The organism is Homoserinimonas sp. A447 (assembly GCF_054489325.1).
Window position 1 is genome coordinate 610,081 of sequence record NZ_JBTMWW010000001.1, and the last position, 14,972, is coordinate 625,052.

Annotated in this window: 14 protein-coding genes; 7 read left to right on the top strand and 7 right to left on the bottom strand. The window is 65.3% G+C overall.

Features of this window, described 5'->3' with window-relative positions; genetic code table 11:
* Window positions 1-17: 17 nt before the first annotated feature.
* A complete protein-coding gene (locus ACX3O0_RS03005; RefSeq protein ID WP_459090875.1) occupies window positions 18-710 on the top strand; it encodes an ATP-dependent Clp protease proteolytic subunit in 693 nt (230 codons plus the stop codon).
* A gap of 105 nt (window positions 711-815) precedes the next feature.
* Here the strand turns inward: ACX3O0_RS03005 and ACX3O0_RS03010 are convergent, their stop codons facing one another.
* The 3 genes from ACX3O0_RS03010 to ACX3O0_RS03020 all read right to left on the bottom strand — a co-directional run bounded on the left by ACX3O0_RS03010 (window position 816) and on the right by ACX3O0_RS03020 (window position 2,816).
* Window positions 816-1,439, bottom strand: a complete 624-nt coding sequence (locus ACX3O0_RS03010; RefSeq protein WP_459106751.1) for a copper resistance CopC family protein — start codon at window positions 1,437-1,439, stop codon at window positions 816-818.
* Complete coding sequence (locus ACX3O0_RS03015) at window positions 1,436-2,113, bottom strand: YcnI family copper-binding membrane protein (protein WP_459106752.1); 678 nt, start codon at window positions 2,111-2,113, stop codon at window positions 1,436-1,438. Before ACX3O0_RS03015 ends, ACX3O0_RS03010 begins: the two co-directional genes overlap by 4 nt.
* A 64-nt stretch (window positions 2,114-2,177) precedes the next feature.
* Window positions 2,178-2,816 (bottom strand): hypothetical protein, encoded by a 639-nt coding sequence (locus ACX3O0_RS03020; RefSeq protein ID WP_459106753.1) that lies wholly within the window; start codon window positions 2,814-2,816, stop codon window positions 2,178-2,180.
* Window positions 2,817-3,014: 198 nt separating this feature from the next.
* Here ACX3O0_RS03020 and clpX point away from each other — a divergent pair, with 198 nt between their 5' ends.
* From clpX to ACX3O0_RS03035, 3 genes are all read left to right on the top strand, one after another.
* On the top strand, window positions 3,015-4,292 hold the full coding sequence (gene clpX, locus ACX3O0_RS03025) for an ATP-dependent Clp protease ATP-binding subunit ClpX (protein WP_459090883.1): 1,278 nt from the start codon (window positions 3,015-3,017) through the stop codon (window positions 4,290-4,292).
* Window positions 4,293-4,348: 56 nt separating this feature from the next.
* Entirely contained in the window at window positions 4,349-5,332 is a 984-nt protein-coding gene (locus ACX3O0_RS03030) for a S66 family peptidase (RefSeq protein WP_459106754.1), read from the top strand.
* Window positions 5,333-5,430: 98 nt separating this feature from the next.
* Window positions 5,431-6,582 carry a benzoate/H(+) symporter BenE family transporter gene (locus ACX3O0_RS03035; protein ID WP_459108441.1) on the top strand — a complete coding sequence of 384 codons (1,152 nt, stop codon included), beginning with the start codon at window positions 5,431-5,433 and terminating at the stop codon, window positions 6,580-6,582.
* Window positions 6,583-6,608: 26 nt separating this feature from the next.
* Here the strand turns inward: ACX3O0_RS03035 and ACX3O0_RS03040 are convergent, their stop codons facing one another.
* Window positions 6,609-8,630, bottom strand: a complete 2,022-nt coding sequence (locus tag ACX3O0_RS03040; RefSeq protein WP_459106755.1) for a M3 family metallopeptidase — start codon at window positions 8,628-8,630, stop codon at window positions 6,609-6,611.
* A gap of 145 nt (window positions 8,631-8,775) precedes the next feature.
* Between ACX3O0_RS03040 and ACX3O0_RS03045 the strand changes: the two genes are divergently transcribed.
* Window positions 8,776-9,393 carry an ArsR/SmtB family transcription factor gene (locus tag ACX3O0_RS03045; RefSeq protein WP_459090892.1) on the top strand — a complete coding sequence of 206 codons (618 nt, stop codon included), beginning with the start codon at window positions 8,776-8,778 and terminating at the stop codon, window positions 9,391-9,393.
* A gap of 85 nt (window positions 9,394-9,478) precedes the next feature.
* Window positions 9,479-9,757 carry a hypothetical protein gene (locus tag ACX3O0_RS03050; protein ID WP_459106756.1) on the top strand — a complete coding sequence of 93 codons (279 nt, stop codon included), beginning with the start codon at window positions 9,479-9,481 and terminating at the stop codon, window positions 9,755-9,757.
* Between the two features lie 16 nt (window positions 9,758-9,773).
* Here the strand turns inward: ACX3O0_RS03050 and ACX3O0_RS03055 are convergent, their stop codons facing one another.
* Genes ACX3O0_RS03055 through valS form a run of 3 tightly spaced genes read right to left on the bottom strand, consistent with a single transcriptional unit; the run spans window position 9,774 to window position 13,113 of the window.
* Window positions 9,774-10,001: a hypothetical protein gene (locus tag ACX3O0_RS03055; protein ID WP_459106757.1), complete on the bottom strand. Its 228-nt coding sequence runs from the start codon at window positions 9,999-10,001 to the stop codon at window positions 9,774-9,776.
* Window positions 10,001-10,444: a GNAT family N-acetyltransferase gene (locus ACX3O0_RS03060; protein ID WP_459106758.1), complete on the bottom strand. Its 444-nt coding sequence runs from the start codon at window positions 10,442-10,444 to the stop codon at window positions 10,001-10,003. Before ACX3O0_RS03060 ends, ACX3O0_RS03055 begins: the two co-directional genes overlap by 1 nt.
* Window positions 10,444-13,113 (bottom strand): valine--tRNA ligase, encoded by a 2,670-nt coding sequence (valS, locus tag ACX3O0_RS03065; RefSeq protein WP_459106759.1) that lies wholly within the window; start codon window positions 13,111-13,113, stop codon window positions 10,444-10,446. Before valS ends, ACX3O0_RS03060 begins: the two co-directional genes overlap by 1 nt.
* Window positions 13,114-13,321: 208 nt before the next feature.
* Here valS and ACX3O0_RS03070 point away from each other — a divergent pair, with 208 nt between their 5' ends.
* Window positions 13,322-14,797, top strand: coding sequence for an HNH endonuclease signature motif containing protein (locus ACX3O0_RS03070; RefSeq protein ID WP_459106760.1), 1,476 nt, complete (start codon window positions 13,322-13,324; stop codon window positions 14,795-14,797).
* Window positions 14,798-14,972 lie beyond the last annotated feature (175 nt).

A 14,972-nucleotide genomic window follows, 5' to 3' on the forward strand; every position in this document is an offset into this window, starting at 1 on the left:
ATCGGTAGATAAACCACATGGAATTCACTAACCCTTCGACACGCTCAGGGCAGGCTTCGCTACACCAGGCCGGCGGAGTCGCGCGCCCTGCAGAGTCCCGCTACATCCTGCCGACCTTCGAGGAGCGCACGGCCTACGGCTACAAGCGCCAGGACCCGTACGCGAAGCTCTTCGAGGACCGCATCATCTTCCTCGGCGTGCAGATCGACGACGCGTCAGCAGACGACATCATGGCCCAGCTGCTGGTGCTCGAGAGCCAGGACCCGGACCGCGACATCGTCATGTACATCAACTCACCGGGTGGTTCGTTCACCGCGATGACGGCGATCTACGACACGATGCAGTACGTGCGCCCGCAGATCCAGACCGTGGTTCTCGGGCAGGCGGCATCCGCTGCGGCAGTGATCCTCGCGGCCGGCACGCCCGGCAAGCGCCTGGCGCTGCCGAACGCGCGCATCCTCATCCACCAGCCGTCGGCCGGTGACTCAGGCCGCGGCCAGGCGTCGGACATCGAGATCCAGGCGCGCGAGATCCTGCGCATGCGCGAGTGGCTGGAAGAGACCATCGCCAAGCACTCCAACCGCACCAAGGAGCAGGTCAACAAGGACATCGACCGCGACAACATCCTGAGCGGCGCCGAGGCCCAGGAGTACGGGCTTGTCGACCAGGTGCTCACCTCGCGCAAGGGGCTTCCCGCGATCGCAGGCTAGCGTTCTCAAGCTGGTCGAGCTCGCTTAGCTGGTCGAGCTCGTCGAGACCTCCGCACCCGAGCTACTCGGGACGGGTCTCGACGAGCTCGACCAGCTTTTCGCTGTCTACTTCTTCCTGCGGCTCAGCACCAGCATGGTGGTCGCTGCCGCGATCACGACGGCGGCGATGGCACCACCGATCCACAGCAGGTCACTCGGCGCCGGCGCCTCCGCTTCTTCCGGTGCCGGCGCGATCGGTTCTTCCGTGACGTCCGGTTCGGGCGTCGGCTCCTCCTGGGCCGCCTCACCGCACACCGGCGGTGTTGCCGATCCTTCGCTCGACTCGGTGACATCATCCGGGGTCCAGGCGAACGGAATCTCACCAGACACGGTGTGACCGTCGATGGAGACAACCTGCCAGGTGAGCAGGTAAGAGCCGGGTGCGCCCAGCGCGGCGACCGCGGTCATCGACGGTCCATCGACCGCCACGCAGCCGTCACCGTAGAACAACCCGTCGGCATCCTGCACCTGAAGCGCGAAGCCGCCGGCGTCGGCACCCAGGTTGAGCAGGTCGTCGTTGGTCGTGATGACGAACTCGTCTGGAAGTGCGGTCAGAACATCACCCTCAGCAGGTGTCGAGGAAACCAGATAGTTGTGGGCGCTGGCCGGTGTCGCGACGCCGATCGACATCCCGAGCGCGAGCAGGCCAACAACTCCCAGCGACGCTGTGCGCCGTGCAACCGTGGTCATTTGCCGACCTCCTTCCGACGTGATGCAATACCCATGATCAGGCCGACCGCTCCGAGCGCCAGTCCGGCGATGCCGAGCGTCCTGGCGAGCGGGTCTTCAACGCTCGCGCTCAGAGCTTCGCTGTCGGAGTGCCCGGCGGCAAGCGGCTGATCGGAACCGGCAGCTGCCGCATCCGCGTGCCCGTGGCCGTCGGCGGTCGCCTCGCTCAGCACGAGGGACGGCGCCGGATGCTCCGGCTCAGTCTCCCCGTCGGCCTGCGCCTCGGACCAATCGGTCGACCCGACCTCGCACTCCTGCAGCACCGGGAAGACGAGCTTCTCGCCGGCTGGCAGGTTGGGGAGCTTCACCGACAGTGCGAACGTGGTGCGTTGTCCGTCGATCAGCGGTTGATCAGCCGTGTAGACGACCTGATTGCCTTGCTGGGCGATGGTCCAGCCGGGGTTCACGGTCGGGGTGACCGACTGGATGCTCTCCGGGACCGAGAAGGTGAGGGCGGTGGTTGGTGACCCTTCGCATCCGTGTCCGACCGAAAAGGTGAGCACGGAGTACGACGGTGCTGCGGTGCTGGTCGGGTCCACGGTGACGTGGGCGTTGGCGGCCAACGGGGTTGCTACGGCCAGCAGGGCCGCCGCACCGAGTGCGGTCGCGACCTTGACTGGGGTTGATTTCTTCACACATGATCCTTAACTAGTGGCCTGATGGCCGAGAAGGTGAACTCGTCTGGTTCGCGCGCGAGCGCTACGCAAACCGCAGGCCTGCGGGTGGACCGCGGTGGGTCAGCGACGAGGTCAGGATCAGTTGTCGGTGGGGAATCTCGGCCCGCTGGCCGGTCGGAAAGCGTCTGCTGGCCGGCACTCGGTCGGGAATGTGAGGCAGCGGCCAGCGCAGAGTCCCAACGAACACCGCAGCAACGACCAGTTCCGCGACGCGACGCACGGCAATCAGGGAGCGCTCACCGCGCACCGCCAGCGCGAAGGTGAGTACCGCTGCGCCGAGGTGGGCCGCCAGCATCCACAGGTCTGATGACACCGCGTGTGATAGCGCTGCGGGGGATTGCCCTGAAGCGGTTGGAGCGAAAGACAGTGAACCGTGGTGACCCACGACGACAGCGCCCGGTGTAGACCCTGCCGTACCGAACAAGCTGAACAGTCCGTGGTAGATCAGCTGGCTGATGGCGACGGATGCTGCCAGGCGCCGCCGCGAGAAGTGCCTGGCGGCCAGGACAACGCAGGCGACGCTGGAGAACGCCAGGGCCAATGCGATGGCGGCGATAGGCGGATGCCCGCCATCCGCAACACCGTGGGACAAGGCTGCAGCGAAGGTGGCGAAAACTGCGACGGCCTGGCCGCGAATCACGCGTGCCCAACGTTTCGTCATGCTCTCCCCAGACCGGAACCTGTAATCCCAGTCTATTCGGAGCGGTCCGGCCATCGGACTGGTCGCGCATTGGCGCCTCGCCGGCCATTCGGCGCGCCGGTCACAATTCGCCTCCGGTGCATAACAGTGTCGGAGTATCGGGTTAGGCTCGATACCAGCATTTCGTTGCACCAGGTTTCACCGCACAAGGAGGTTCACATGGCTCGGATAGGCGAGAGCGCCGACCTGCTCAAGTGTTCCTTCTGCGGCAAGAGTCAGAAGCAGGTGCAGCAGTTGATCGCCGGGCCTGGCGTGTACATCTGCGATGAGTGCGTCGAATTGTGCAACGAGATCATCGAAGAGCGCCTGGCTGAGGCCGGCGAAGAGACGGCCGGCTCGTTCGAGCTCCCGAAACCGAAAGAGATCTTCAGCTTTCTTGAGGAGTACGTCATCGGCCAGGAGCCGGCGAAGAAGGCCCTTTCCGTCGCGGTCTACAACCACTACAAGCGCATCCGCGCACGCAACACCATCACCTCGGCAGACGCCGTCATCGACGATGTCGAGATCGCCAAGTCGAACATCCTGCTGATCGGCCCGACCGGTTGCGGCAAGACCTACCTCGCCCAGACCCTCGCCAAGCGCCTGAACGTTCCGTTCGCGGTAGCGGATGCCACGGCACTCACCGAGGCGGGCTACGTCGGTGAGGATGTCGAGAACATCCTGCTCAAGCTCATCCAGGCCGCCGACTACGACGTCAAGCGGGCCGAGACCGGGATCATCTACATCGACGAGATCGACAAGATCGCCCGCAAGGCCGAGAACCCGTCGATCACCCGCGATGTGTCGGGTGAAGGCGTGCAGCAGGCACTGCTCAAGATCCTGGAGGGAACCGTCGCATCCGTTCCCCCTCAGGGAGGGCGCAAGCATCCGCACCAGGAGTTCATCCAGGTCGACACCACCAATGTGTTGTTCATCGTCGCGGGTGCCTTCGCCGGCCTGGAGGAGATCATCTCCCAGCGTGCGGGTAAGAAGGGCATCGGCTTCGGAGCTCCGCTGCACAGCAAGGGCGACGACGTGAACCTGTTCAGCGAGGTGCTGCCGGAAGACCTGCACAAGTTCGGCCTGATCCCGGAGTTCATCGGGCGCCTGCCGGTCGTGGCCACAGTCACGCCGCTTGACCAGGTCGCCCTGATGGACATCCTGACCAAGCCGAAGAACGCCCTGATGCGCCAGTACCAGCGGATGTTCGAACTGGACAACGTCGAACTCGACTTCGAGCCTGACGCACTCGAGGCCATCGCCGACCTTGCCGTGCTGCGCCAGACCGGTGCCCGCGGGCTGCGGTCGATCATGGAGGAAGTGCTCGGCTCGATCATGTTCGATGTGCCGTCGGATGACGGAATCGGGCGCGTCGTCGTCACCAGGGAAGCGGTGCTCAACAACGCGGCACCCACCATCGTGCCGCGCAAGCCGGAGCGCCGGGAGAAGTCAGCCTGACCCTGCGGCCTCCCCGTCTGCGCCCAGCCCGTCTACACCGCGGCGACCGTGTCGCCGTGGTTGCTACCAGTTGGCCCGGGTCGTCGGTGTTCCCCAAGGTCTACCAGCATGGCCTGCGAACGCTTCGTGACGTGTTCGGCCTTGACGTGGTCGAGTACCCGTCGACCAGGTTCACCCCGAAGGAAGCCTGGAGCAGGCCCGAGGCGAGGGCAGCCGACCTCAATCGCGCCTTCGCCGACCCGGAGATCGCCGCGATCTTCACGGTGGTCGGTGGGGACGACTCCGTTCGCATCCTGCCGCACCTCGACCTCGACGCTGCCATCGCGCACCCCAAGGTGCTCCTGGGGTACTCGGATACGACGACGCAGCTCCTGACTCTCGCCTCCGCCGGCCTCACCACGTTCAACGGCCCGGCGGTCATGGCCGGCCTCGCACAGCTGGGAAGCCAGCCGGGGGTGGAGGAACATATCCGGGCGATCCTGTTCGAGCCGGCGGGCAGTTACGACTACCGGCCGTACGGTTACCGCCTCGGCGACGCACCGGATTGGGCAGACCAGCCGGGCGACCAGGCGGGGGAGCGGATGCCGGATGCCGGCTGGCGCTGGCTGCAGGGGTCCGCGCCGGCGCGAGGCAGGCTGACCGGCGGCTGCATTGAGGTGCTCGACATGATGATCGGGACCCCATGGTGGCCGGCTGCCCCGTTCTTCGACGACCGGATTCTCTTCCTGGAAACGTCGGAGGACGTTCCGACGCCGGCGCAGGTCGGCTTCTGGCTGAGGAATTACGGAGCCCAGGGCATCCTGAACCGCATCAGCGGTCTGGTGTTCGGGCGTCCTCGTGGCTACACCGCCGACCAGACCCGGGAGCTGGACCGGATCATCGTGGAGCGGCTCGGCGAGTGGGGCGTCACAGATATCCCCGTGCTCGCTGGAGCCGACTTCGGGCACATCGACCCGCAGTGGATCCTGCCGCACAATGTGCTTGCGGAACTGGATCCGGTCGATGATCGGTTCCGGCTGCTCGAGTCCGCCGTTTCCTGAGCCGGGCACAGGGCGTCTGGGCAGGCAGGCGGCGTGGCTGCCCCTAGGCTGGAGCTGCTCGCGACGGTGACCTTCGGGTCGAGAAAGGCCCGATACCCATCTTCCAGTCTGTCTCAGCGGGCCTGGTCGCCTCGATCAGCGGCTTTGCGACCTCGTTCGCACTCGTCATCGCGGGCTTGCAGGCAGTCGGCGCCACCAACGGGCAGGCCTCGTCGGGCCTTCTGGTGCTCTGCCTGACGACAGCCATCACGTCGATGGTGCTCGCCTGGGTGTACCGGATGCCGATTTCCACGGCCTGGTCGACGCCCGGTGCCGCACTCCTGGTGGCGGCCGGCATTGATGACGCGAATTTCGCGGCCGCGGTGGGCGCTTTCATCCTGTGTGGCGCGCTGATCATCCTCTGCGGGCTGTGGCCGGCGCTGGGACGGCTGATCACCCGCATTCCGACCCCGCTGGCAAGCGCGATGCTGGCCGGCATCCTGTTTCCGATCTGTCTTGCGCCGGTGACGGCGATGATCGAGGTGCCCGCGCTGGCCTGGCCGATCATCCTGGTGTGGGCGATCCTCTACCGGCTCGCTCCGCGCTGGGCGGTGCCGGCGGCCATGGTCGCAGCAGCGGTGGCGATCGCGTTGTACGCCGGGGACGATTGGTTGCAGTCCGCGACGATCGCTCCGCAGTTGACGTTCGTGGCGCCGGTGTTCGATCCGGTCATCATGGTGAGCCTCGGTTTGCCGTTGTTCATCGTCACCATGGCGGGCCAGAACGTTCCCGGGTTCGTGGTGATGAAGACCTTCGGCTACGAGACGCCCGCGCGCCCGGCACTGATCAGCACCGGGGTGGGAACAGCGGCCGGCGCGTTCTTCGGCGGCCACGCCATCAACCTCGCGGCAATCACCGCAGCGATCATGGCCAGCCCGGAGGCGCATCCGGACAAGGCGAAACGTTGGATTGCCACCTTCTCGGCCGGGGTTGTGTACCTGCTGCTGGGGCTCGGTGCCGGGGTGGCGACGGCCCTCGTCGCGGCGGCCCCGACCATCCTGATCATCGCCGTCGCGGGGCTCGCGGTACTGGGCGCGCTCATCACGTCGATCACGAGCGCGCTGGAGGCGCCGATGCACCGGGTGCCGGCGATCGCCACTTTCCTGGTGACAGCATCCGGCATTACGATTCTCGGGATCGGTTCGGCGCTCTGGGGGCTGCTTGCCGGGGGCGTGCTCATGCTCTGGCTGAGCTGGGGCCGACGGCGCTGAGCGTCGAACGCTCCTGAGCCGACGCGCTACCCGAGCCCGCGCCTCTTCAGCAGCGGATCAATGACGGCGTCGCGCCCACGGAAGTCGCGGAACGCCTCCAGCGGGTCCTTCGAACCGCCGACGCCGAGCAGCCGTGAGCGGAATCGGTCGCCGTTCTCCCGGGTGAGCCCGCCGTTCTCCTTGAACCACTCGACGGTGTCGGCATCCAGCACCTCGCTCCAGATGTACGAGTAGTAGCCGGCGTCGTAGCCGCCCGAGAAGGTGTGGGCGAAGTAAGTGCTCGAATACCGCGGCGGAACCGCCGGGTTGCCGAGGCCCACGGAGGCGAGCGCGGCCTCCTCGAACGCAGCAACGTCGGTGATGTCCGCATCCGCTGCGATCAGGTGCCAGGCCTGGTCGAGCAAAGCAGCGCCCAGATACTCGCTGGTGGCGAACCCCTCGTTGAACTGTTCGGACGCGTGCAGCTTGTCGACCAGTTCCTGTGGCATCGGCTCGCCAGTCTCGTGGTGCATCGCGTAGTTGGCCAGGACCTCGGGCCACAGCATCCACATCTCGTTGACCTGACTGGGAAACTCCACGAAGTCGCGGAAAACGTTCGTGCCGGCGAACTTCGGGTAGGTGACCTGGGCGAACAACCCGTGCAGGGCGTGGCCGAACTCGTGGAAGAGCGTGTTCACCTCGTCGTAGCTGAGCAGCGTCGGCTCGCCCGCGGCCGGTTTCGGCACGTTGAGGTTGTTGACCACGACGGTCGGGTGTCCAAGCAGCCGGTTCTGCGAAATGAGCGGGTTCATCCAGGCGCCACCCCGCTTCGAGTCGCGTGTGTAGAGGTCGAGAAGGTAGAGCCCCAACCCGGAACCGTCCTCATTGCGCACCTCGAAGACACGGGCGTCGGGGTGGTAGGCGACCAGGTCGTCGCGTTCGCTGAAGGTGACGCCGTACAGCTTCGTCGCCGCGAAGAAGACCCCCTCGCGGAGCACGCGCTCGGACTCGAAATACGGACGCATCGACGCGGTGTCGACATCGAACTTCGCCTGGCGCACCTTCTCGCTGTAGAACGCCCAGTCCCAGGCTGAAATCGGATGCCCGGCCAGCGCTTCGAGGTCGGCCTGTTCGGCCAGGGCGTTCCGTGCCGCCGCGGGGGCGAGCCTGCCCAGCATCCGGGTGACGGCCTCCGGGGTGCCGGCCGTCTCATCCGCCGTTACCCATGCTGCGTGACTGGTGAAACCGAGCAGGGATGCCCGCTCTGCGCGCAGCCTGGCGATCTGGAGAACCAGCTCCCGGTTGTCATGGTCACCGCCGCGGGTTCCGCGGGAGCGCGACGCAGTCATCAGGCGTTCCCGAACACGGCGATCGGTGAGCTGGGACAGGTACGGATGGCCGGTAGGCAGCACGAGCGTCACCAGGAACGTGTCGTCGAGCCCGCGCTCCGCGGCGGCCTCGGCCGCGGACGACAGCTCGCCTGCGTCCAGCCCATCGAGTTCGGCGGCGTCGTCGAAGACCACCGCGAGCTCGTTGGTGTCCGCCAGCAGGTTCTTCTCGAAGCGGGTGGTGAGAGTGGAGAGCTCGCGGTTGTACACCTTGAGGCGTTCCTTCTCGTCGTCGCCGAGGCCGGCGCCGGCGAGCGTGAACTCGCTGAAGTAGCGTTCCAGCAGGTAGCGGCTCTCGGCATCCAGTCCCAGCTGCAGGCGACGCTCGTGAAGGTGGGCAATACGCCCGAATAGCTCAGGGTTCAGCACGATGGCATCGTGGTGGGCGGCCAGCAGCGGTGCGATCTCCTCCTCCAGTTCGTTGGTGAAGTCGTTCGAATCGGCGGATGCCTTGTTGTAGAAGACGGCGGACACCCGATCGAGCAGCTGGCCACTCGCTTCCAGGGGGATCAGGGTGTTGGCGAACGACGGTTCGTCCCGGCTGGTGGTGATCGCCTCGATCTCGGCGAGCTGGTCGGTCATGCCCCTCTCGAACGCGGCGCGATAGTGGTCATCTGTTATCTCGGCGAACGGGGGGAGCCCGTAGGAGAGCGGACTCGGGGCAAAGAACGGGTTGGTCATGCATCTGAGCTTATTGCGGAGGCTCGCTGCCCAGCGGGAGCCGGAGCCCTGGCTGTGCCAATGGATCGTTGCAAAGAAACAGATGCAAAGACAAAGTTGCAAAAAAGGAGTTGCAAAGAAGGCTTTGCATGTCTAGGCTTGGGGCATGGACAGAAAGCCCGAAGCACCGCGTGATCGCGTCGTCGACCTTGCCTCGCTGAAGGCGCTGGCACATCCACTCAGGGTGCAGCTCTTCGAGGCCCTCTCGATGTATGGTCCCGCCACGGCAAGCGGCCTGGCGGAACGGCTGGGGGAGTCGAGCGGCGCCACGAGTTACCACCTCAGGCAGCTGGAGAAGCATGCTTTCGTGCGCGAGGTTGTCGGCAAGGGGACCGGGCGCGAGCGCTGGTGGGAGCGGGCTCCAGGCGGCATCACGGTCGAGCCGGGAGACTTCGCCGACAGCCCGATCGGGCGCGAAGCGTCGCGAATGGTCATCCGCGAGTGGGGTGCCGCACGGGAGCGGTTGCTGAGGGCGTTCGAGGAGCGCGGCTACGACGAGCTCCCGGCTGAATGGGTGGAGGCCAGCATGGTGACCTCCAGCAACCTGAGGCTGACTGTCGAGCAGTTGGCCGACTTCCGGGACCGCTATATGGCCATGGTCGACGAGTTTCTCGACAAGTTCCGCGGCCAGATGGTTCCCGGTTCCCGGCCGGTTCAGATCCAGTTCAACGCGTTCCCGATCATGGACGGTGAAATGACTCCGGGGAGCGACGAAAAACAGTGAATTTCCGGACGATTCCTGCCACTTCGGCAGCCGCAGGAATGTCAGTGGTTGCCCGTAGATTGACAGCTTGGGAGAGGTGAAATCAATGTCTTCAACAACACTGGATGCAACAACACGGGCGTGCCCCGATTCGCGCGCTGCGACGAGGCGGGCCAGGCCTGAGGGCCTGCACCGTCTGGTGCTGGTTATCGGGATGGCGCTGGCCAGTTGGGCACGCAATCGCGCCGACCAGAAAGCGATCGCACGAACTCGGCATCCGCTGTCCGCGCTCAGCGACAGTGAGCGGGCGGAGCTATATCGTGAGGCGAGCCGGCTGCGTGACCAGGCCTATGCCAGCCGTGCGAACTGGCACGTGATCGGCTGACCACCGGCCGCCGAGCTCAGTCTTCGGGCTCGGACACCAGGACGGTGCCATCGCCGCCGACGCGAATGGTGGTGCCGTCATCGAGTTCGACGACCGGCCTGCCTTCCAGCCAGGTGAGGGTCCACCGCCACTGGTTGGTGTCAACGCCCGCAAGATCTGCCTCGACTTGGCGAACCGCCTGAACCACCGATACCGGGAGTGCCGGTGGTTCATCGCCAACCTTCCAGCGCGTGCCAAGCTGCATCAGACGTCCATCTCGTAGGTGACCCAGTCGGTCTTCCGCGCGATGCGGTCGTATGCCGCTTGGGCCCGCACGTTGTCGGCAGCGGTGATCCAGCGAATCTGGCTGACCCCCTTCGCGCGTGCCCGCTCTCGCAACGTACTCAGCATCGCGCCGGCAACCCCGCTGCGACGGGCTGCCGGGTCGACGAAGATGTCGTCAAGGTACATCCCCGGGCCGGCGCTGAAGGTGTCGGGCTGTTCGCGGTAGATGGCGAACCCGACCACGACGCCGTCATCGTTGCTGGCCACCAGGCCGTTCACCGGATGCAGCGGGTCGAGCAACCACGCCCACACCCCGTCGAGCACCTCGTCGCTGAAGGAGGTCTTGTAGAAGGTGCCGTAGTCGGTGAATAGCTCGCGCCACCGGGTGGCGTCGCGAGGATCGATCGGGCGGATGTCGACCATCAGGCCTCCTGTTCGGCGAACACGATGTCGGTGACAGCGAGCTCTGCGCCCTCTGACAACGTAAGGGTCTCGATTCGGCCAACCGCTTTCAGGTCTTCTGTGGCCTGCTCGAGCAACGCCAGCGTAGCCGCCGGGGCGGCGATGGTCGCGGAGGTGACCGGAGTCTTCTGGGAGGCCTTCGCATCCGACTTCGCCCGGCGGATCCCGATGAGTGCGGCGCTCACGGCCGGCAGCAGCCCGCTCGGCCGGTCGTTGCCGGGCGCGGTGGGCCAGGGTGCGACGTGCATTGAGCCGTCGTGGGTCCACGACCAGACCTCTTCGGTAGCGAAGGGCAGGAATGGAGCGAACAACCGCAGCAGAACGTCGATCGCGCTGCGCAGGGCAAGGACGGCGGATGCCTGTGCCTCAGGCGCGGAGGAATCGTAGGCTCGCTCCTTCACCAGTTCCAGGTAGTCGTCGCAGAAGGTCCAGAAAAACTGTTCCGTCGTCTCCAGTGCCCTGGCGTGGTCGTAAGAATCGAACGCCGTGGTTGCCGTCGCGATGACCTTGTGCAGCTCGGCCAGCATGTCCAGGTCGAGCGGGTGCGTGACACCGCTGTTCTCGCTTTCGCTGGTTGAGCCCGTTTGGCTGGTTGAGCCCGTCGAAACCCCGCCGGCGACCTCGAACGAGTACACGAACTTGGCCGCATTCAGCACCTTGATGGCCAGCCGGCGGCCGATCTTGATCTGTTTCGGATTTTCCGGGTCGAAAGCCGCGTCTGTGCCGAGGCGGGACGATGCCGCCCAGTAGCGCACAGCATCCGAACCATGCTGATCCAGCATGGCGGCCGGGGTGACGACGTTGCCCTTCGACTTGGACATCTTCTTGCGGTCAGGGTCGACGATGAACCCGCTGAGCGCCGCGTTGCTCCACGGCTCGACGCCGTGCTCGAGCACCGACCGCAGCGCGGTGGTGAACAGCCAGGTGCGGATGATGTCCTGGCCTTGCGGGCGCAGGTCGTAGGGGAACACGGTGTCGAAGAGCTCAGGGTCGCGCTCCCAGCCGCCGGCGAGTTGCGGGGTGAGGGAGGAGGTGGCCCAGGTGTCCATGACGTCGAGGTCGCCCATGAAGCCGCCGGGCTGGTTGCGCTGTGACTCCTCGTAGCCGGGCGCGGCCGCCGAGGACGGGTCGACCGGGAGGGAGTCTTCCGATGGCACGATCGGCTGGTCGAACACCGGGTTGCCGTCGGAGTCGAGCGGGTACCAGAGCGGGATGGGAACGCCGAAGAAGCGCTGGCGGGAGATCAGCCAGTCGCCGGTGAGGCCGCCCACCCAGTTCTCGTAGCGCACCCGCATGAATTCGGGGACGAAGTTGATGTCGGTACCGGCCCGCAGCATCCGCGCCTTCAACTCTTCGTCGCGCGCGCCGTTGCTGATGTACCACTGGCGGGTGGAGACGATCTCGAGCGGCTTCTCGCCCTTCTCGTAGAACTTGACCGGGTGGGTGATCGGCTTGGGGTCGCCGATCAGGTCGCCGCTTTCCTTCAGCAGTTCGACCATGGCGGCCTTGGCCGAGAAGACCGTCTTACCGGCGAGCTGTGCGTAGGCGTCCTTCGCCTGGTCGGTGGCCAGGACATCCGGTGCTTCGCTGATGATGCGGCCGTCGCGGCCGATGATGGTGCGGTTGGGCAGGTCGAGTTCGCGCCACCAGACGACGTCGGTGACGTCGCCGAAGGTGCAGATCATGGCGATACCGGAGCCCTTGTCCTTTTGGGCGAGGTGGTGGGAGAGCACCGGGACTTCGACGCCGAAAACCGGGGTGGTCACAGTGGTGCCGAAGAGTGCCTGGTAACGCTCATCATCCGGATGCGCGACCAGGGCAACGCAGGCGGCCAGCAGTTCCGGGCGGGTGGTCTCGATTTGCACGTCGGTGCCGTCAGGCTTGTGGAAGGCGACCCGGTGGTAGGCGGCCGGCATGTCCTTGTCCTCGAGCTCTGCCTGGGCGACCGCGGTACGGAAGGTGATGTCCCACAGCGTGGGCGCATCCGCCTGGTAAGCCTCGCCGCGGGCGAGGTTGCGAAGGAAGGCGCGCTGGGATGCCCGCTGGGCCTCGTCGCCGATGGTGCGGTACGACTGCTTCCAGTCGACGCTGAGGCCGAGTTTGCGCCAGACGTCTTCGAACTGCTTCTCGTCTTCGACGGTCAGCGTCTCGCAGAGTTCGATGAAGTTGCGGCGGGAGATCGGCAGCTGGTCTGCGGCCTTGCTTGACTTGTTGTCGCCGCCCTCGAATGGCGGAGTGAAGTCGGCGTCATAGGGAAGCGTGGGGTCGCAGCGCACGCCGTAGTAGTTCTGCACGCGGCGCTCGGTGGGGAGGCCGTTGTCGTCCCAGCCCATCGGGTAGAAGACCGTCTTGCCGCGCATCCGCTGGAAACGGGCGATGACGTCGGTGTGGGTGTAGCTGAAGACGTGCCCGATGTGGAGTGTGCCGGAGGCCGTTGGTGGGGGAGTGTCGATGGAGAAGATCTGGCGGCTCAGGGCGCTTTCGCTACTTAAGCTGGTTGAGCTTGTCGAAACCCGCTGCGCAACCGCAGCATCGCGGTCGAACCGGTATGTCCCCTGGCCCTCCCAGACCTGGTCCCATTTGGCTTCCAGCCCTTCGAGGGCGGGCTTTTCTGGGATGGCGTCGGCCATGAGGTTCTCCGGTCTTCTATGTGCGGCACCGTGTCATGTACTGAGGTGCCTGAGTGTGGGGTTGCCTCCATGCTAGCGAACCGGATCGTGTGGATCCCGTAGCGACCGGGTCATCACATGTTCTCCTCCACAACCCAACCGTCAAGATCTTCTCCACAGATTGCTGAGACCCCTTCGCAATTAACAACGACAGTGAGAGAATATTGATATGCCAGAAATCGTAATCAAGTTCGACACCGCGGATGGTTCCGCCGCGTGTGTCGACGCGATTTCGGCTGCGCTCACCGAAGTGCTCCCATTTACTGTGCGCTCCGCCGACGACACTGCTCTCTTGACCACAACGGCCTCCACCGAGCGTCTGGGACGCCAGGTGGATGCGCTTCGTGTGGGGTGCGCCGGCGAACTCGCTGAGCGCTCGCGGGCGTCGCTCGGGTCTGACTCCCTGGCTGCCAAGAAAGGCTGCGCCAGTGCGGCAGAACTTGTGACCCGCGTCACCCGGATATCCGCCTCATCCGCTCGCGGCCGGATCAAGCTCGGCGAGCAGACGCGTTCACAGCTATCTCTTTCGGGCATTGAGTTCTCACCTCGTTTCCCCCGGATCGCGGCGGCACTGGAGGCAGGCACCCTCGGTTTCGACTCGGCGCAGGCGATTCTGGCCGGTTTGGTTCCCATCATCGACAACGCTGCAATCGATGAGATCGGCGCCGCCGAAGCTGAGCTGGTTGCGGCCGCGACAGGGGCTTCGCCGGACTCTCCCGTACCGTGTCCCGCCGATGAGATCCGTGCGCAGGCGCAGGTGTGGAAGTCGGTTCTCGATCCCGACGGCCTCGAGCCTTCAGAAGAGCGGATGATGCGCAAGCGAGGCTTCAGCCTTCCGCGTGAGCGCGGCGGGCTTCTGTGCGGAACGTACGCATTGATGCCCGAGATCGGTGGCAAGTTCATCCGGATGTTCGATGCCTGCCAGTCGCCAAAGTCAGCACCGGCGTTCCTTCGCGATGAGGAGCTCGCGGAAGAGAAGCTCGAGGCAGACCCTCGCACGCCGGAACAGTTGCGTCACGATGTGGTGGCTGCAATGGTCGACTCGTTCGCCCGCAGTGGTGAGGCGCCGACGATCGGTGGCGCCGCGCCGACAGTGCTGGTCAGCGTTCGCGAGTCAGACCTGGCGCGCGGCCGTGGTGCAGGCTGGATCGACGGGGTTGACTCCCCGGTTTCGTTCCGCACGGTCAAGCAGGCGATCTGCACCGGAGGCACCCAGACGGTCCGGTTCGATGAAACGGGTCGAATTATCGAGCTCGGTTCGCCGCAGCGGTGTTTCACACCGGCCCAACGCAAGGCGATCACCCTTAGGGATGGCGGATGCATCATCCCCGGGTGCAATATTCCCGCCTGTTGGACGGAGATCCACCACGTGCTCCCGGATGCGGAGGGTGGGCCCCACTCATACAGACAACGGTGTCTTGTTGTGCTGGTTCCACCATCGAAGTATCGAGACCTCCGGATGGCTGATCCGGATGGTCGCCGGCGTTCCCCAGATCAAGGCACCACCCTGGATCGAGTGGGATGGCCCGTGGCGAGTCGCCACCAAGTCGAAGACTCGACGAGCGGATCTGCTGTAGAGCTGCGGTTGCTTTCCGATGCGGGTGGCTCGGGCGATAGGTGCTTCTCGAGCTTGGATGCCCAGTAGATCGATCCATACAGTGCCACGAGGCCGCTAATTGCCATCAAGACCCCGCCGAAACGGATGACGGCAATCCCGGGCGCCCGAACACTCCAAAAATGCTTTGGCTCATTAGGAAAGATCCGCGAATAGATGTTCCTCACACGGTTCGAGAAGAAAAGGAAGGGTACGGCTGTCGCCA